The organism is Micromonospora sp. NPDC047548 (genome assembly GCF_040642975.1).
Classification (GTDB): Bacteria; Actinomycetota; Actinomycetes; order Mycobacteriales; family Micromonosporaceae; genus Micromonospora.
Genome location: NZ_JBEYTI010000005.1, coordinates 244170 through 262421, shown reverse-complemented (window position 1 = coordinate 262421; position 18252 = coordinate 244170). Strand labels below are relative to the sequence as shown.

Annotated in this window: 16 protein-coding genes; 8 read left to right on the top strand and 8 right to left on the bottom strand. The window is 72.8% G+C overall.

Going from position 1 to position 18252, the window contains the following annotated elements; all coding sequences use genetic code 11:
* Positions 1-60 precede the first annotated feature (60 nt).
* Positions 61-1965 carry a chromosome partitioning protein gene (locus ABZ807_RS08045; protein WP_357154146.1) on the top strand — a complete coding sequence of 635 codons (1905 nt, stop codon included), beginning with the start codon at positions 61-63 and terminating at the stop codon, positions 1963-1965.
* A gap of 45 nt (positions 1966-2010) precedes the next feature.
* On the opposite strand, the gene ABZ807_RS08040 is transcribed toward ABZ807_RS08045, so the two are convergent.
* The gene (locus ABZ807_RS08040; protein WP_357154145.1) at positions 2011-2439 is read right to left on the bottom strand and encodes a DUF3151 domain-containing protein; all 429 of its coding nucleotides are present in this window, start codon (positions 2437-2439) and stop codon (positions 2011-2013) included.
* A gap of 250 nt (positions 2440-2689) precedes the next feature.
* Between ABZ807_RS08040 and ABZ807_RS08035 the strand changes: the two genes are divergently transcribed.
* Entirely contained in the window at positions 2690-3901 is a 1212-nt protein-coding gene (locus ABZ807_RS08035) for a hypothetical protein (protein ID WP_357154144.1), read from the top strand.
* Between the two features lie 54 nt (positions 3902-3955).
* On the opposite strand, the gene fbaA is transcribed toward ABZ807_RS08035, so the two are convergent.
* Positions 3956-4978, bottom strand: coding sequence for a class II fructose-bisphosphate aldolase (gene fbaA, locus ABZ807_RS08030; RefSeq protein WP_357154142.1), 1023 nt, complete (start codon positions 4976-4978; stop codon positions 3956-3958).
* Between the two features lie 126 nt (positions 4979-5104).
* Complete coding sequence (locus ABZ807_RS08025) at positions 5105-5488, bottom strand: phage holin family protein (RefSeq protein ID WP_357154140.1); 384 nt, start codon at positions 5486-5488, stop codon at positions 5105-5107.
* A gap of 130 nt (positions 5489-5618) precedes the next feature.
* Between ABZ807_RS08025 and ABZ807_RS08020 the strand changes: the two genes are divergently transcribed.
* A complete protein-coding gene (locus tag ABZ807_RS08020) occupies positions 5619-5831 on the top strand; it encodes a hypothetical protein (RefSeq protein ID WP_357154138.1) in 213 nt (70 codons plus the stop codon).
* A gap of 60 nt (positions 5832-5891) precedes the next feature.
* Here ABZ807_RS08020 and ABZ807_RS08015 read toward each other — a convergent pair whose 3' ends face one another.
* Positions 5892-6950, bottom strand: coding sequence for an LCP family protein (locus ABZ807_RS08015; protein WP_357154137.1), 1059 nt, complete (start codon positions 6948-6950; stop codon positions 5892-5894).
* Entirely contained in the window at positions 6947-7432 is a 486-nt protein-coding gene (locus ABZ807_RS08010; RefSeq protein ID WP_357154135.1) for a SigE family RNA polymerase sigma factor, read from the bottom strand. Before ABZ807_RS08010 ends, ABZ807_RS08015 begins: the two co-directional genes overlap by 4 nt.
* 240 nt (positions 7433-7672) lie before the next feature.
* Between ABZ807_RS08010 and ABZ807_RS08005 the strand changes: the two genes are divergently transcribed.
* The 5 genes from ABZ807_RS08005 (at position 7673) to ABZ807_RS07985 (ending at position 16117) form a co-directional block, all read left to right on the top strand.
* Positions 7673-9211 carry an LPXTG cell wall anchor domain-containing protein gene (locus ABZ807_RS08005; protein WP_357154133.1) on the top strand — a complete coding sequence of 513 codons (1539 nt, stop codon included), beginning with the start codon at positions 7673-7675 and terminating at the stop codon, positions 9209-9211.
* A 120-nt stretch (positions 9212-9331) separates the two neighbouring features.
* Positions 9332-10888, top strand: coding sequence for an LPXTG cell wall anchor domain-containing protein (locus tag ABZ807_RS08000; RefSeq protein ID WP_357154131.1), 1557 nt, complete (start codon positions 9332-9334; stop codon positions 10886-10888).
* A gap of 206 nt (positions 10889-11094) precedes the next feature.
* Positions 11095-12600, top strand: coding sequence for a 3' terminal RNA ribose 2'-O-methyltransferase Hen1 (locus tag ABZ807_RS07995; protein WP_357154130.1), 1506 nt, complete (start codon positions 11095-11097; stop codon positions 12598-12600).
* Positions 12597-15116, top strand: a complete 2520-nt coding sequence (locus ABZ807_RS07990; protein ID WP_357154128.1) for a polynucleotide kinase-phosphatase — start codon at positions 12597-12599, stop codon at positions 15114-15116. Before ABZ807_RS07995 ends, ABZ807_RS07990 begins: the two co-directional genes overlap by 4 nt.
* Positions 15117-15262: 146 nt before the next feature.
* Positions 15263-16117, top strand: coding sequence for a DedA family protein (locus tag ABZ807_RS07985; RefSeq protein WP_357154126.1), 855 nt, complete (start codon positions 15263-15265; stop codon positions 16115-16117).
* A gap of 177 nt (positions 16118-16294) precedes the next feature.
* Here the strand turns inward: ABZ807_RS07985 and ABZ807_RS07980 are convergent, their stop codons facing one another.
* The 3 genes from ABZ807_RS07980 to ABZ807_RS07970 form a co-directional block, all read right to left on the bottom strand.
* Entirely contained in the window at positions 16295-16672 is a 378-nt protein-coding gene (locus tag ABZ807_RS07980) for a metalloregulator ArsR/SmtB family transcription factor (RefSeq protein WP_357154124.1), read from the bottom strand.
* A gap of 57 nt (positions 16673-16729) precedes the next feature.
* Positions 16730-17269 (bottom strand): orotate phosphoribosyltransferase, encoded by a 540-nt coding sequence (gene pyrE, locus ABZ807_RS07975; RefSeq protein ID WP_357154121.1) that lies wholly within the window; start codon positions 17267-17269, stop codon positions 16730-16732.
* A 164-nt stretch (positions 17270-17433) separates the two neighbouring features.
* Complete coding sequence (locus ABZ807_RS07970; protein WP_357154120.1) at positions 17434-18246, bottom strand: SDR family oxidoreductase; 813 nt, start codon at positions 18244-18246, stop codon at positions 17434-17436.
* Positions 18247-18252: the final 6 nt, after the last annotated feature.

Below are 18252 nucleotides of genomic sequence, written 5' to 3'. Positions count from 1 at the left end.
ACTACGTTCCGTCACCGGAACGGGACGGCCTATCCTCGGCAGGAGGAATGGGGAGGAACCGTGGTGGACGAGAACGCCGACCGGGGCCAACCGCCCGGCCAGCATGCGGTGCCGGAGCGGGACATCGAACCGCTCTGGCCAGCCGACGCGACCGCCCCCGCCCCGGCCTGGGGCGTCCCGCCCTCGCCGCTGTACCCGTCGCTGACGGCCGAGGTCACCGCCGCACCGGTGGGCGACGGCGCTGCCGCACCGGTGGGCGACGGCGCTGCCGCCGGACACGGCGTCCCGGCCACGAACGACACGGCCACCGGCCCGAGCGCCCCGGCCACAAACGGCACGACCGGCGGACACGGCGTTGCGGGGGCCGAGGCGGGAGAAGCCTGGCCGCAGGCCGAGCCGCGGCCGGCGGAGGACGCCGGGCGGCCACAGCGCGTCGTGCCGGCGCCCCGGGTGGGGCAGCCCGCCCCGGTCGACCTCAACCTGCCGTTCACCCTGGACCAGCCGATCGCCGCGCCCGCGCCGCACGCCGCGCCGGGCACCCCGGTCGTACCCGTGGCGAGCACCGCCGAGGCGGGCGGCGGGCGGGCGCAGGGCGAGTCGCCGTGGGCCCAGCCGCCGCAGCGCTCCTCCGCCGGCGGCGACGAGGCGCACGGCGAGGAGACTGTGCGCAACGGCGAGACCACCGGCAGCGGCGCGGCGGTCGGCAGCGCGGCGGTCCCCGGGCAGCCGGCGGAGGCCACGCCCCCGGCGCCGAAGCTGGGTCCGTTCCCGCCCTCGCCCGGGACGCCGCTGGCACCGCGCGGCCCACACCCGCCGACGGAGTACCCGCCGGGGCCCACGCTCGCGGTGCCGCCGCCGCACGCCGGCCCGCCACGGCCCGGGCCGGCGCCGGTCCCGCCCACGCCGCCGGGGCCGCAGGCGCCCGCCGGGTGGTACCAGCCGTCCTGGCAGGAGGGCACCCCGCCGGCCGGGCTGCCCCGGCAGCCGTACCCGGAGCAGGCCGGCTACCCGGACCCGGGGTGGACGCCGGACGGCGGGACCGCGCCGACCGCCGAGGACTTCGCCCGCCGCCGGCAGGCCCGTCCGGCCGACCCGGTCGCCACCATGGGGGTACGGGCGGTGGTCAACCGGATCGGCCTGGTCAAGCTGCCACCGGGACGGCACGAGCAGGAGGTCAAGCGGGACGTCGAGATGGTCCGCCGCAACTTCGGCGGGCTGCGGCAGGTGACCGTGGTCAACCCGAAGGGTGGCGCCGGCAAGACGGTGGCCATCCTGCTGCTCGCGATGACCTTCGGGCAGAAGCGCGGCGGATACGTGCTGGCCTGGGACAACAACGAGACCCAGGGCACCCTGGGCATGCGCGCCCAGCAGGACTTCCACTCCCGTACGGTCCGGGACATGCTGCGCGACCTCGGGCAGTTCCAGGGTGCGCACGGCCGGATCGGCGACCTGTCGCAGTACGTCCGCTCGCAGGGCGAGGGGATGTTCGACGTGCTCGCCTCGGACGAGTCGGCCACCGGCGGCGAGATGCTGACCGCGGCGGCCTTCGCGGAGATCCGCGAGGTGGTCAGCCGGTTCTACAAGCTGATCTTCGTGGACACCGGGAACAACGTCCGGGCGCAGAACTGGCAGGCCGCGATGGACGCGACCGACCAACTGCTGGTCACCATGTCGGCCCGGAACGACTCGGCGGAGACGGCCGCCCGGATGCTCGACCACCTGGAGCAGAGCGGCCGGCAGCGGCTGGTCCGGCAGGCGGTGACGGTGGTGTCGATGCCGCCGTCGCGCAAGGAGATCGACCTGCCGGCGATCCAGGAGCACTTCGCGGCCCGCACCAGGGCGGTGCTGCTCGCCCCGTACGAGCGCCTGATTGACACCGGGGAGCCGATCCGGTATGGCGGGCTCTCCTCGGCCACCCGGGACGCCTGGCTGAAGATCGCCGCCGCGGTGGCTGAGGGGCTGTAGGCGCGACGGCCGGCCCGGTGCCCCCGGACCGGCCGTCGCGACGGTTCACTCGCTGCCGAGGGCGTCCCCGGCGGCCGGGTCGCAGTCGCGCAGGAACTGCGCGCAGCGGGCCGCCTCGTCCGCCTCGCCGATCTCGCCGGCAGCCCGGGAGAGCACGTACAGGCAGCGGAGGAAGCCCTGGTTGGGCCCGTGCGACCAGGGCACCGGGCCGTGACCCTTCCAGCCGCTGCGGCGCAGCTGGTCCAGGCCCCGGTGGTAGCCGGTGCGGGCGTAGGCGTACGCCGGGATGACCTGGCCGGCGTTGAAGGCCCTGGTCGCCAGCGCCGCCCAGGCCGCGCTGTAGGTCGGGAAGCGGGCCGCGACCTCGGCGTTCGCCTCGTCGGTGCCCTTCTCGGCGGCCGCCGCCAGCATGGCGTCGGCCTCTTCGTGCGCGGGCAGGAGGGTGGCCGGTGGCTCAGGCAACAGGTTCTGCATCGCCCCATTCAACCGGCTTCGCCCCGCGTCGCGCGAGAGGATCGGCCCGGCGCGCTGGCTGAACGGGGGAGGCGTCCGTCACGCCTGCAGCCCATGCCGCCGCGAGATGTTTTCCATTACAACTGGTGGTCCGGAGCCTCCCCAGGACCCGGTTACGCAGGAGCCCGGCGGTCCCGACCGCCGGGCTCCTGTCGTGCCGGCCCCGGCTCGGCGGGTTTGCGCCCTTGCCCGGCCCGGGCAGGATGGCCTGGTGCCGACCCCACCTCCCGCGGACGTCATCGCGCCGCACGACACCAGCCACGACGAGATCGAGACGCGCGCCGAGTTCGACCGGCGCCTGGCCACCGGCGGCCTCGCCGGCCTGACCGTGCAGGGGCTCCGCCTCGACCTGGAACCGGTCCCCGACCTCACCCGCACCGAGGTAGCGGGCACCCTCTTCGTCGGCTGCCGGTTCGCCTCCCGCGAGGTCGGCGCCGACCTGGTCCGGCGCGGGGCGAACGTGGTGCCGCCCTTCTCCGGCCTGCCGTACCCGACCCAGCCGTCGCACCTCTACACGCCGGAGGACCTGGCCGCCGGGTTCGCCGAGGGCGGCTTCGCCGGGATGTACGACACCCGGGTGTACGCGCACTTCCGCGAGCACGGCGGCGCGCTGCCGGACGTCCGGGAGGCGCTCGGCCAGCGGCTGCACGACCACGGCGTCGACAACGCCCTGGTCGACGCCACCCGGTCCTGGCTCGCCACGCACGGGCCGCAGTCGGTGGTGGGGGTGATGGGCGGGCACGCCGTGCTGCGCGGCAGCGTGCCGTACCGGATGGCGGCGGTGCTGGGGTGGGAGCTGGCGCGGGCCGACCGGTTGGTGGTGACCGGGGGCGGACCGGGCGTGATGGAGGCGGCCAACCTGGGCGCGTTCCTCGCCGCCTGGCCGGCGGAGGAGCTGACCGCCGCGATCGACCTGCTCGCCGTGGCGCCGGACTTCACCGACCACGACCGCTACACGGCGGCAGCGCTGGCGGTCCGCGAGCGGTACGCGGCCGGGCCGGCCGTCCCGCAGCAGCGCGCGCCGGGGCTGGACTGGGCCCGCTCCGGCGGGCTGGCGATCCCCACCTGGCTGTACGGGCACGAGCCGGCAAACCTCTTCGCCGGGCGGATCGCCAAGTACTTTTCCAACGCCATCCGGGAGGACACCATCCTGCGGTTGGCCCGGGGCGGCATCGTCTTCGCGCCCGGCCGGGCGGGCACCGTGCAGGAGGTGTTCCAGGCGGCGACGAAGACCTACTACGGCACCGACGGGGCGAGCGGGGCGTACGTCTTCCTGGACCGCGCGTACTGGACCCGGGAGCTGCCGATCGAGTCGCTGCTGCGGCCGCTGTTCGCCGCGTCCCCATTCGGCGACCTGTCGACGACCGTGCACCTCACCGACGACGTCCAGGAGGCCGTCCGGGTGCTTACCGCGGCGGTCTGAGACGCCGACGGCCGGCTCCCGATGCGGGGGCCGGCCGTCGTGTGTCGCGGGTGACTACTTCATCGTGGTGCCGGTCGAGCGCAGGTGCTCGCAGGCCTCGACGACGCGGGCGGCCATGCCGGCCTCGCCGGCCTTGCCCCAGACGCGCGGGTCGTACATCTTCTTGTTGCCGACCTCGCCGTCGACCTTCAGCACGCCGTCGTAGTTGCGGAACATGTGGTCCGCGACCGGGCGGGTGAAGGTGTACTGGGTGTCGGTGTCGATGTTCATCTTCACCACGCCGTAGTCCAGCGCCTCGCGGATCTCCGAGAGCAGCGAGCCGGAGCCGCCGTGGAAGACCAGGCTGAGCGGCTTCTCCTTGCCGTACTTGGCGCCGACCGCCATCTGGATGTGGTCGAGGACCTCGGGGCGGAGCTTGACGTTGCCCGGCTTGTAGACGCCGTGCACGTTGCCGAAGGTCAGCGCCGCCATGTAGCGGCCCTTCTCGCCCAGGCCCAGCGCCTCGACCATGGCCAGGCCGTCCTCGACCGTGGTGTAGAGCTTCTCGTTGATGGCGTTCTCGACGCCGTCCTCCTCGCCGCCGACCACGCCGACCTCGATCTCGAGGACGATCTTGCCCTTGGCGGCCTCGTCGAGGAGCTGGGCGGCGATCTCCATGTTCTCCGCCACCGGCACCGCCGAACCGTCCCACATGTGCGACTGGAACAGCGGCTCCTCGCCGCGCTTCACCCGCTCCTGGGAGATCCCCATCAGCGGCCGGACGAACTTGTCCAGCTTGTCCTTCGGGCAGTGGTCGGTGTGCAGGGCGATGTTGACCGGGTAGTTCTTGGCGACCTCGCGGGCGTACGCGGCGAACGCCACCGCACCGGTGACCATGTCCTTGACCGACGGGCCGGAGAGGTACTCCGCGCCGCCGGTGGAGACCTGGATGATGCCGTCGCTCTCCGCGTCGGCGAAGCCCTTCAGCGCCGCGTTCAGGGTCTGCGACGACGTCACGTTGATCGCGGGGTACGCGTACCGGCCGGCCTTGGCCCGGTCCAACATCTCCGCGTAAGCCTCGGGGGAAGCGATGGGCATGTCGAACGCTCCTTACTTACCGCTCTCGGCCGAGCTGGCCGCTGTCTTCCATCGGGTGCGCCGGACCGCGCTGTCCACCGCCGGCAGTATCCCGTAGAAGGTCTCGGCGGGCACCACCGCCTCCCCTCACCGGGCCTCCAACCTGTCCGGTACGGCGACGGTGATCAGCCAGCTCACCACCGCCATCACGATGGCCCCCCAGAAGGCGGCCCAGAAACCGTCCACCTGGAACGGCAGGTCCAGCCCCTGCGCGATCCAGTTCGTCAGCAGGAACAGCAGCGCGTTCACCACCAGCGCGATCAGACCGAGCGTGAGCAGGTAGAACACGCAGCCGAACACCTTGATGACCGGCTTGAGCACGGCGTTGACCACACCGAAGATCAACGCCACCGCGACCAGGGTGAGCGCCGTCTCGGTGCCGTTCCGGCCGGTCACGTGGACCCCGGGCACGATCAGCGTGGTGACCCACAGCGCCACCGCGGTGATCGCCAGTCGAATCAGGAAGGCCACGCCCCCATCCTGGCACCGCCGGGCAGCACCGGTGGGACGATCCACCGAGTCCGCTTCCCCGCCCACCGGGCATCCGTCCCGCACAGCCCGTACGGTGTGGGTGGTAATCCGCCGGAACCAGGGAGGGACGATGGGTCAGCCTGACGAGGACTTCGCCCCGAGCGACCACCTCAGCCCGGAGGAGCGCGACCTCGAGGCCGAGCCGGCCGACGCGGTCGAGCAGGCCGCGGTGGCCGGCCCCGCCGAGGGTGACGCCGAGCCGCACCGCGGCCTGGAGGTCGACGACTGGGACGCGATGGAGCAGGCCCGGGTGGTCACCGCCGACGAGGACGACTACCGCTGACTCCGGTCACCGCCGCCGGGTGACCTGACGGCGGTCGCCGCGGCCGGGTGCCGGCGGCGCTCAGCGCAGCCGGGTGACCCGGTCCGGGTGCGCTGCGGTCCATTCGGCCAGGCGATCGGCGCGCAGCGCGGCGAAGAACGCCGGGGCGTCCTCCGGATCCGGCCGCAGCCGCCAGCCCTGACCCGGTGGTGGGCTCACCGGCACCCCGAGCCCCACCGGTTCGACAGACTTCAGCTCCGGCCCCAGCCGGACCAGTTCCAGCAGGGACGCCCCGGCCACGGTCACGTCCGGCCCCACGGCGGTGAGGATCCGGGACAGTCGCGCCGGGTTGCTCAGCACACCCTGATCGACGGCCCCGCGCACCAGCCCGGCGGCGAAGAGCTGGGCGGTGCGGTCCCGGTCGAGCGCGCCGTCGGGCAGCCCCTGCCGCTGACGGAGCAGGTCGACCGAGGCCGCGCCGCCGAGCCGCTGGCAGCCGGCTGGGAAGACCCGCGAGGTGTGCCGGGAGCGCACCGCGCGGGGCAGGCAGACCTCGACCCCGTCCAGCGCGTCGGTCAGCTTCCGCAGCATCGGGTACGTCAGCACCACCCCGGCGTCGACCCGTACGCCGGTCAGGTCGCTCACCGTCCGGCGGGTCAGCTCGTAGCCGGCGGCCAGGTCCGGCCGCCCCGGGCCGGTGCCGTACCCGAACGCTCTGTTGAGCTTCCCGGTGCCGTGGCCGGGGATCGGCACCTCCATGTCCCGCGGCAGCGAGAGCAGGTAGGGCCGGCTGCGGTCGGCGGGGACGTGCACGAGCAGCACCGAGTCGGCAAACCGGGGCCGTTCCTCCGTCGCCGACCCGTCCAACCCGAGCACCAGCACGTTCACCGCCCCGGTCGGCGCGGCCGCGACCCGGCCGGGCAGCAACGAGGCCTCCATGGCCGGTCGATCCGGCGTGAGCTGCGGGACCGCGAAGCCCAGCAGCCCGAGCACGGCCAGCGCGGCGGCACCGACCCGGACCTTCCGCCGGCGCCGGCGGCGTCCAGCGACCTTCCGGTCGATCGCGGCGCGCAGCGGCCCGGCGGGCGGGGTGAGCGACTCGTGCCGGGCGAAGGCGGCCCGCAGCTCTTCCTCGGTCATGAACAGACCTCCAGGTGTTCGGCGCGCAGGGTGGCCAGCGCCCGGGAGATGGACGAGCGGACGGTGCCGACGGCGCAGCCGAGGATCTCGGCGATCTCCGCGTCCGGCAGGTCCTCGTAGTAGCGGAGCACCAGGCTGGCGCGTTGCCGGCGGGGGAGCCGGGACAGCCAGGACCAGACCTGGTCCCGCTCCACGGCGTCCTGGGCGTGATCGGTGGCCGCCGGCAGCGACTCCTCCGGCTCGCCGCGCAGCAGCACCCGGCGTACCCAGGAGCCCCGCCGCCAGTCGACGTACTGGTTGGTGAGCATCCGGCGGACGTAGCGCTCCGGGGAGTCCGCCCGGGCCACCCTCCGCCAGTTCAGCTGGACCCGGACCATGGTGTCCTGCACCAGGTCCTGCGCCTGGTGCGGATCGCCGGTCAGCATGACCGCGTACCGCAGCAGCGCGGTCAGCCGCGAGTCGGCGAACTCCTCGTACGTCATTGCACCTCCCGATGTCCCGACCCTGATGACGGAGGCGGACGGCCGAAACGTTGCGCTGCCTGGGCGCGTACGGCAGGTGGAGCCGGACCCCGACCCTGTACTACTTCGGGCCGTTACGCCGATCATGCCCAGCCGTTCGGCTCATTCACCTGACACGGGGGCTGTTCGGGGCATCGAAAACCTTAAAGACTCCTTAAGATCCGCAGACTCCACCTGGACACCCCCACGGGAGGAACCCCCATGCTCACGCACTCCACCCGGCGCTGGCTGGCCGGGTTGGGCGTCGCAGGCGCGTTTGTCGCCGCCTCCGCCACCCCCGCCCACGCGGACGATCCCCTGGAGATCGCCGCCTGGGACATCCTCGTCGCTCCGGGCCACACCACGTACAACTTCATCGCCACGTACATCGCGGGCGAGAACGAGCTGAAGAGCGCGACCCTGGACCTGGATCTGTCCGCGGTCAACGACGTCGCCACCTTCGAGCTGGCCTCCTCCGCCTGGAAATGCGTCCCCTCCGGCGAGACGCTGCACTGCGAGGCCGCGGCCGAGGAGTGGGGCGTGCCCAGCCTCGACTACTACCTGACCGGCAAGGCGGACGCGAAGCCCGGCCAGAAGGCCAAGCTGGGCATCAAGGCGACCGGCGGCGGCAAGACCGCCAGCAGCAGCGTCACGGTCACCATCGCAGAGGGCGTCGACCTGCAGTCCGACCCGGAGGCGAGCCTCGACGCCGACCCGGGCGCCACGGTCGGCCTGCCGGCCGACGTGGTCCGCAACTCGGGCGACAACACCGCGCACGGCGCGGTGCTACGTCTGCAGAGCGACTACCGCAGCCCGTACGCCGGCAACTTCAGCAACTGCGAATACCTCGACGGCCTGGCCACCATCTGCACCTTCGACACCGACCTGAAGCCGGGCAAGAGCTACCGCCTGTCCGAGAAGCTCCCGGTCACCCTGGACAAGGGCGCTCGCACCGGCAGCCAACTCGAGAACTACGTCGACTGGTGGACCAAGGACGACTGGGCCATGGTCATCGACGACCCCGGCTTCCCGCTGCCGCCCGGCACCCCGGGCACGGGCGGGAAGCTCAGCCTGGTCGAGGAGCCCGCCGCCCGGCATGCGGCCGTCCCGCAGACCGACGTGGACCAGTGGAACAACTTCACCCTGGTCGACATCAACGTCGGCGGCGACAACCCGGCCGACCTGGCCGCCGTCGGCAGCACCGCCACCGGCAAGGTCGGCGACAAGGTCACGGTGACCGCCGGCTGGACGAACCTGGGTCCCGCCACAGTGGACGCCTGGCGGCTCACCGAGCCGATCGTGACCGTGGAGATCCCGCCGGGCACCGAGGCGGTCGAGGTCTCGGAGGAGTGCGCGCCGTACGACAAGGACAGCGAGGAGCCCTGGAACCCCTGGGACCACGCGGGTGAGCCGGGCGCCGACCTGTACGGCTGCATCGCCGCCGGGGACCCGGAGCCGGGCGTGGGCGGCAAGTACCCGTTCACCCTGCGGATCGACAAGCTGACCGGGCCGACCTCCGGCAAGGTGACCACCCACCTGGACGGCGACCCGAAGGCGGACAACAACGAGGCGGCCGTCGTCGTCAAGCCTGGCAGCGGCAACCCGGGCTCGGGCGACGGTGGCCACGGTGGCGGTGACGGCTCGCTGCCGATCACCGGTGAGAACACCGCCCTGATCGCCGGCATCGGCGGCCTGCTGCTCGCCGCCGGCGTCGGCGGCTACGTGGTGGCCCGCCGCCGCCGAACCCGCTTCGTCGCCTGATTCACCGCACCATCCGGCGCGCCCGCCGACCAGTCGGTCGGTGGGCGCGCCGTCGGGCGCGATCGGCGACACGAGACGCGCCCAAAGATCTTCCGCACCAACTCACGAAAGGAACCCCCCATGCTCAGGCACTCGACCCGGCGCTGGCTCGCCGGGCTGGGCGTGGCTGGCGCGATCGTCGCCGCCGCCGCCACCCCCGCCTCGGCCGAGGAGTCGGCCGTCGACCTCGGCCTCTATTTCAACGACACGACACTGGCCGTCGACTCCGAGGGCAAGGTCGACTCACCCATTCTGTACAGCTCCGAGCCGGTCGTCCTGCATGGCCTGAGCGTGCGCTACGACTACCGTGACCTCGCCGGCAAGGTGACGGTCAAGCCCGAGGGCACGCCGAGCGGGGACTGCGCCTCGCCGGAGGAGAACGTCCTGGTCTGCACCGACCCGTTCGAGGTCGGTCTCGACGACTGGGGCATCGGCGGCTACTTCAGCGTGGTGCTCGCACCGACGGCCGACGCCAAGGACGGCGACACCGGCGCGCTGAAGGTGACCGTCAGCGCGGAGGGTGCCACCTCGGCCAGCCACACCGCCAAGGTGCGGGTCGGCGAGGGTGTGGACCTGGCCGGCGGCCCCGAGGTGAAGCGGCTCGCGGCGCCGGGCGGCACCTTCACCGCGCCGCTGATGGTGCGCAACACCGGAACGACCACCGCCAAGGGCGCCGTGGTCATCTTCGACCACGACCGGGCCATCCGCCCGAGCGAGAAGTACAACAACTGCACCTACGAGGGCGACGAGCTGCGTACCTGCCGCTTCGACAACCTCACCGCGGCACCGGGCGAGAACTGGACTTCGGCGGTGAACTACACCCTGGGCAAGGACACCTACGCCCCGGGCAAGGAGTACGGCTACCACAACTGGATGACCGTGGCCGAGTTCGAGGATTTCGCGACGTACCTCGACAGCCTTGGCATCTCGGTCGGCAAGCCGGGTAACGGAGGCAACCTCACCCTGACCAAGGCCGGGGCCCTCAGCGGTTTGCAGGCCGACACCAACCCGGACAACAACTGGTCCGGCATGGAGGTCTCGGTCACCGGCAAGAACGGCGTGGATCTGGCCGCCATCGGCGACTCGGTCACCGGCAAGGCCGGGGAGGTTGTGAACGCCACCGTCGGCGTTCGGAACAACGGCCCGGCGTCGCTGGACTTCAACCGTTCCGGCACCCCGGTCACGAAGATCGACGTCACCGTGCCGACCGGCACGACCGCGGTCGAGGTGCCGGAGGTCTGCGTGCCGTTCGACGGCGAGCAGGGGGACTGGGAGAACGCCGGCAAGCCGGGCAAGAAGGCGTACCAGTGCTTCCCGGACGTCTACATCGCCGCAGGCGAGGAGCAGGCCGTCGAGTTCGGCCTGCGGATCGACAAGCTCGTGCCGAACGCCACCGGCAAGGTGACGATCAACGCCAAGTGCGAGTGCGAAGGCTTCACCGAGGACATCAAGCCGGCCAACGACACCGCGAAGCTGCTGGTGAACGCGACCGGCGGCAACGGCGGCGGTGACGGCGGCTCCCTGCCGATCACCGGCGAGTCGACCGGCCTGGTCGCCGGCATCGGCGGTCTGCTGCTCGCCGCCGGCGTCGGCGGCTACCTGGTGGCCCGCCGCCGCAAGACCCGCTTCGTAGCCTGATCCACCCCGCACCACCCGGCGCCCCGCCGACCCCGCGGTCGGCGGGGCGCCGCCGTCTTCACACCCGGAAGACCCACCGAATCAGCACGCCGCCCACCACGCGGCACCCCACGCGCCGTCCCCGATCACGGAGGGTCCCGGGGGAGCCCCACCACGACGCAGAAAACGGGACGACGCAAGATCGAGACAGGTGGAAACATGAGCACGTGCTGCTCACCCTGACCACCACTCACCGGCCGGCGTCCGACCTCGGGTACCTGCTGGTCAAGCACCCTGACCGGGTGCAGTCGTTCGAGCTGCCGGCGGGCACCGCGCACGTCTTCTACCCAGAGGCGGGCGAGGAGCGTTGCACCGCCGCCCTGCTGGTCGACATCGACCCGCAGCGGCTCGGCACGGGCCGGGGTCGCGGGCGCCGGCAGGCCACCGCCCCGGACAGCTTCACCCTCGGGCAGTACGTCAACGACCGGGCGTACGCCGCGTCCAGCCTGCTCGCCTCGGCCCTGTCGACGGTGTTCCGGTCGGCGCTGCGCGGCGAGTCCCGGGACCGCCCGGAGCTGGCCGGCACCGCGCTCCCGCTGGAGGTACGGGTGCCTGTGCTGCGCTGCCGGGGCGGCGCCGACGTGGCCGTGCGGCTCTTCGCCCCGCTGGGCTGGACGGTCACCGCCACCCCGATCCCCCTCGACGAGCAGTACCCCGACTGGGGTGACAGCCGGTACGTCGATCTTCTCCTGACCGGCACCCTCCGGGTCGGCGACGCCCTCAACCACCTGTACGTCCTGCTGCCGGTGCTGGACGACGCCAAGCACTACTGGGTGGCGCCGGACGAGATCGACAAGCTGCTCCGCGCCGGCGCGGGCTGGCTGGCCGACCACCCGGAGCGGGCGCTGATCACCCGTCGCTACCTGGCGCACCGCCGGGCGCTGGCCGGGCAGGCCCTGGCGCGCCTCGCCGAGCTGCGGCTGGCCGACGAGCCGCCGGCCGACGACAGCGTCGCCGAGGAGACCCCGGAGACCGTCGAGCCGCGGCGGACGTCGCTGGCGGTACGGCGGCGCGCCGCGGTGCTCGCCGCCCTGGCCGCCAGCGGCGCGACCCGGGTGCTGGACCTGGGCTGCGGTGGCGGCGCGCTGCTCACCGCCCTGGTCGCCGACCGGCGCTACACGGAGGTGGTCGGCACCGACGTCTCCACTCACGCGCTGACGCTGGCCGCTCGCCGGCTGCGCCTGGACCGGCTGCCGGAGCGGCAGCGCGACCGGATCCGGCTCTGGCAGTCCGCCCTCACCTACCGGGACGACCGGCTGCGGGGCTACGACGCGGCGGTGCTGATGGAGGTGATCGAGCACGTCGACCCACCGCGGCTGCCGGCGCTGGAGGACGCCGTGCTGGGCCATGCCCGGCCGGGCACGGTCGTGGTGACCACGCCGAACGCCGAGTACAACGTCCGCTACGACGGGCTGCCGGCGGGGCGGTTCCGGCACGCCGACCACCGCTTCGAGTGGACCCGCGCCGAGTTCGCGGCCTGGGTCGAGCGGGTGGCCGCGACGTACGCCTACACCGCCACCATCGGCGGCGTCGGCGAGGACGACCCCGAGGTGGGCGCCCCCACCCAGCTGGCCGTGTTCACCGCGGCGGAGAAGGGAGCCGCCGCGCAGGCCACGACCGGCGGGAGCACGATCGACAAGAGCACCGACGCCCGGGAGGAGCAGCGCCGATGACCACCCTCGACATCCCCGAGCTGGCCCTGGTGGCGCTGGTCGGCGTCTCCGGCTCGGGCAAGTCCACCTTCGCCCGCCGGCACTTCCTGCCCAGCCAGGTGCTCTCCTCGGACATGTTCCGGGCGATGGTCGCCGACGACGAGAACGACCAGTCCGCCTCCGCCGACGCGTTCGAGGCGCTGCACCACGTCGCCGCCACCCGGCTGCGCCGGGGCCGGCTGACCGTGGTCGACGCGACCAACCTCCAGCCGCACGCCCGGGCCGCGCTGGTGCGGGTGGCCCGCGAGCACGACGTGCTGCCGGTGGCGATCGTGCTGGACATGCCGGAGGCGCTGGCCTGGGAGCGTACCGAGGGGCGGGCCGACCGGACCTTCGGCCGGCAGGTGCTGGCCCGGATGCAGCGTGACCTGCGGCGGACGTACGGGCTGCTGGCCCGGGAAGGCTTCCGTAAGGTGCACGTGCTGCGCGGTGTCGAGGAGATCGAGGCCGCCGAGATCCGCTACGAGCGGCTCTACAACGACCGGCGGGAGCTGACCGGGCCGTTCGACATCGTCGGTGACGTGCACGGCTGCCGCGAGGAGTTGGAGGCGCTGCTGCTCCGGCTGGGCTGGTCGATGCACCGCGATGACGCGGGCCGCCCGGTGGACGCGGTGCATCCGGCTGGTCGTACCGCGGTCTTCGTGGGTGACCTGGTGGACCGCGGCCCGGACTCTCCCGGGGTGCTCCGCCTGGTGATGGGGATGGTGGCGGCCGGGCACGCGATCTGCGTGCCCGGCAACCACGAGCAGAAGCTGCTGCGGAAGCTGCGCGGGCGGGACGTGCGGCTGACCCACGGCCTGGCCGAGACGATGGCCCAGCTGGAGTCGGAGTCGGCGGAGTTCGTCGCGGAGGTCTCCGCCTTCGTCGACGGCCTGGTCAGCCACTTCGTGCTGGACGGCGGCCGGCTGGTGGTCGCGCACGCCGGCCTGAAGGAGGCCTACCAGGGCCGCGCCTCCGGCCGGGTCCGCGCGTTCGCGCTCTTCGGGGAGACCACCGGCGAGACCGACGAGTACGGCCTGCCGGTCCGCTACCCGTGGGCACGCGACTACCGGGGCTCGGCCATGGTCGTGTACGGGCACACGCCGACCCCGGACCCGGAGTGGGTGAACAACACCATCTGCATCGACACCGGCTGCGTCTTCGGCGGCCGGCTCACCGCGCTGCGCTACCCGGAGAAGGAGCTGGTCGCCGTTCCGGCGGTCAAGGAGTGGTACGCCCCGGTCCGCCCGCTGGTCAGCGCGCCGGCCCGGCCGGACACGGTGCTGGACCTGGCGGACGTCACCGGTCGCCGGCACCTCCGGCACGCGTACGGGACGCTGACCGTGCCGGCGGAGAACGCCGCCGCCGCGCTGGAGGTGATGAGCCGGTTCGCGGTCGACCCCGGCCGGCTGGCCTGGCTGCCGCCGACCATGGCGCCCTGCTCGACATCGACGGTCGAAGGCTTCCTGGAACACCCGGCGCAGGCGTTCGAGGACCACCGGGCGGCGGGCGTGGACCGGGTGGTCTGCGAGGAGAAGCACATGGGCTCGCGGGCGGTGGTGCTGGTGGAGCGGGAGCCCAGCGGTGGGCCGTTCGATGGCGGCGTGGTGCACACCCGCACCGGCCGGCCGTTCTTCGGTGCGCCGCTGGACGAGGAGCTGCTGGCGCGGGTGCGCTCGGCGGTGACCGCGGCCGGTCTCTGGGCCGAGCTGGGCACCGACGCGTTGCTGCTCGACTGCGAGCTGCTGCCCTGGTCGGCGAAGGCGGGCGGCCTGATCCGCGAGCAGTACGCCAGCGTCGGCGCGGCCGGCCGGGCCGCGCTGCCGGCCGCGCTCGCCAGCCTGGACGCCGCTGCGGCCCGGGGGCTGCCGGTGGACGGGCTGCGGGAGCGGATGGCCGACCGCCGCGCGGAGGTCGACGGCTACTCGGCGGCCTACCGGGCGTACGTGGCGCCGACCGACGGGCTGCGCGGGGTGACCCTGGCGCCGTTCGCGGTGCTGGCGGGCTCGGGCGTGAGCTTCGCCGACCGGGATCACGGCTGGCACCTCGACCTGGCCGACCGGCTCTGCGCGGCCGACCCGGAATTCTTCACCGCGACCCAGCGGCAGGTGGTCGACCTGGCGGACGCCACGGCGGTGGCGGCGGCCACCGACTGGTGGCTGTCGCTGACGTCGGCCGGCGGCGAGGGCATGGTGGTCAAGCCGTACGCGGGCCTGGCCGCCCGGTCGGCGCGCGGCTCGCTGCTCCAACCGGGGATCAAGTGTCGTGGCCGGGAGTACCTGCGGATCATCTACGGCCCTGGCTACCTGGCCCCCGACCAGCTCGCCGCGCTGCGCCGCCGCTCGCTGGGCCGCAAGCGCGGCCTGGCCCTGCGCGAACACGCCCTCGGCCTGGCCGCCCTCGACGCGTTCGCGGAACACGCCCCCCTCTGGCGCCGCCACGAACTGGTCTTCGCCATCCTCGCCTGCGAGTCCGAACCAGTAGACCCCCGCCTCTAACCCCCACCCCACCCCCAACGGCGCGCACTTTCCTGGAACGAGTGGCTGTCGAACGTCGAACAAGCACTATTTCCGTGAAAGTGCGCGCGGAGGACGGGGGTGGGGGCGGTGGGGGGGGAGGGGTGGGGCGGGGTTCGGTAGCCTGTGTGGCCGTGGACACAGGTGAGAAGAGCCGAGTGGTCGTCGAGACCGTCGCGTTGAATCCGCTCGACCCCAAGGAACTGTTGCAGACCTTCGGGCTGATCGGCGTCTGGGTGATCCTCTTCGCCGAGACCGGCCTGCTGGTCGGCTTCTTCTTCCCGGGCGACTCGCTGCTGTTCCTGGCGGGCGTCGCGGCGTCCCCGGTGGCAGACGCGATCTTCGGCAACGGCACCCGGCTCTCCCTGGTCGGGCTGCTCATCGGCGGGCCGATCTGCGCGATCGCCGGCGCCCAGCTCGGGCACTGGCTCGGCTCCCGGTACGGCCGGCGGATGTTCGATCGCCCCAACTCCCGCCTCTTCAAGAAGGAGTACGTGGAGAAAGCGGAGTACTACTTCCAGAAGTTCGGCCCGGCGAAGGCCGTGGTGCTGGCCCGGTTCATCCCGATCGTGCGGACCTTCCTCAACCCGGTGGCGGGCGTGCTCGGCATGCCGGCCCGGCAGTTCTTCCTCTGGAACGTGGTCGGCGCGATCCTCTGGGTGGACGGCATCCTGCTGATCGGCTACCTGCTCGCCGAGCAGATCTACAACGCGATCGGCGACAAGATCGACCGGTACATCCTGCCGGTGGTCGCGCTGATCATCCTGATCTCGGTGCTGCCGATCTTCATCGAGTTCCTGCGTGACCGGCGGGCCCGCAAGCGCGGCGAGGCCGTCGCGGTGGTGGCGGCGGCCAGCGCGGCCGGCGCCGTGGAGGCCGTGCGGGACGCCGTCGAGCACCCCGACCAGCCGCGGCACCCGTACCAGCAGCAGCAGCCGCCGCAGGATGACCGGCGCTACCCGGAACACGGCCAGGGCCGCTGACCCGCGTAGGCACGAACGGCCGGCCCCGGAAGGGACCGGCCGTTCGTGCCACCGGGAGGACCCGGTGGAACGGATCAGCGAGCTGGCTGGTGACGGACAGGCGTCACCAGCCGATGGCGCCACCCCTGGTATGCCACCGGACGTCGCCCCGAGCGGGGACGACGCGCGGACACCGGGTCAGCGGGCCTTCTTGGTGGCCCGCTTACGCGGCGGGGTCAGCAGGTCCGCGATCGTGGCGATCGCGGACGGCACCAGCCGGTAGTAGGCCCACACACCGCGCTTCTCCCGCTCCAGCAAGCCGGCCTCGGTGAGGATACGCAGGTGGTGACTGACCGTCGGCTGCGAGAGGCCGAGCGGCGCGGTCAGGTCGCAGACGCACGCCTCGCCCTCGGGAGCCGACTGGATCAGGCTGAGCAGCCGGAGCCGGGCGGGGTCGGCAAGGGCCTTGAGGACCCCCGCCAGCCGCTCGGCATCGGCACGTTCGATCGGCTCGCCGGCAAGCGGCGAGATCTGAGGCATGGACATATCAGCCAACGCAGTTCCCACGAATTCCATCCTTCCACCAGCAGCATCGATCCGGCTGCATATCAGCAGATCCGAATCGGCATATTTTTAGGCCACAAGGCCGAGGTCAGCCAACGTATAGGCCGCCCGATACGGCAGCCCGGCGGCTCGTACGGCGTCCCCGGCGCCTCGATCAACAATAACCGCCACACCCACGACCTCCGCCCCGGCCTCGCGCAGCGCCTCGACGGCGGTCAACACGCTGCCGCCCGTCGTCGAGGTGTCCTCCACGGCAAGTACTCGTCGACCGGCCACCTCAGGCCCCTCGATCCGACGTTGCAGACCGTGCGTCTTTCCCGCCTTGCGGACCACGAAGGCGTCCAAGGGTCGGTCGGTCTCCGCCGCGTCGTGCAGCATCGACAGCGCGATCGGATCCGCGCCGAGCGTCAGCCCGCCGACCGCCTCATAGTCCCAGTCCGCGGTCAGCTCGCGCATCACCCGACCGACCAGTGGCGCAGCCTGGTGATGGAGCGTGACGCGGCGCAGATCGACGTACCAGTCCGCTTCGCGGCCCGAGGAGAGCACCACCCGGCCGTGGACCACAGCCAGGTCGGAAATGAATTTACGCAGGTCGTCGCGGTGCCCCATGGCGATAGAGGGTACTGCGCGAGTCTGCACGCCGGATGTGGGGTCCACCCGAGTCAACCTCGTGGGCGACCGATGAGTGGCGATGGACCGCTACGCTGTGCGACTGGCTGGCGAGGCGTACCCTCCCGGGCGTCCCGTCAACCGAAACGGCCGGGGTCGCGGGGTCAGCCGTCGGTGGGCTCGACCCGCCCCCGCCGGTCGCGGTACGCCAGCCGCAGCAGCCGTCGTGGCGCGTGCCGCAGGCCGGCTGCGGCGAGCTTGTACTTCCAGTCCGGGACGCTGATCTGCCGGCCTTTTCGCAGGTCACGCAGGGCCTCGGCGACCACGTCGTCGGCCCGCAGCCACATCCAGCGGGGCGTGCCGGACATGTCGATGCCGTTGCGCTCGTGGTAGCCGGTGTCGGTGTAGCCGGGGCAGAGCGCCATCACCCGTACGCCGAGCGGCCGCACCGACTGGTCGACGGACTCGCTGAAGCTCGTCACCCACGCTTTGCTCGCCGGATAGGTCGAGCCGGGCATCACCGGGCCGAAGCCGGCAACGGAAGAGACATTTATCACTGCCCCGTTCCGGCGAGCCGTCATCGGGCCGAGGGCGGCGAGGGTGAGCCGCATGACCGCGTGCACGTTGAGCCGCAACAACCGCGCCTCGTCGGCCACGGTGGACCGCAGGAAAGGCCGGTTGAGGCTGAGCCCGGCGTTGTTGACCAACAGCTCGACCGGGGCGTTGCGGTCGGCCAGCCGTCGTTCCACGGCCGCGCAGCCGTCGTCGGTGGACAGGTCGGCGGGCAGCGTCTCCACCCGGTGACCGTGCCGGGCGGTCAGCTCGGCGGCCACCTCGGCGAGCCGGGTGGCGGTCCGGGCCACCAGCACCAGCTGCCACCCGTCGGCGGCGAGCCGGCGGGCGAACGCCCCGCCGATGCCGGCGGTGGCGCCGGTGACCAGCGCCCGTCGCTCGGTGGCCGGGGAATCGGACGTCACGGGCGC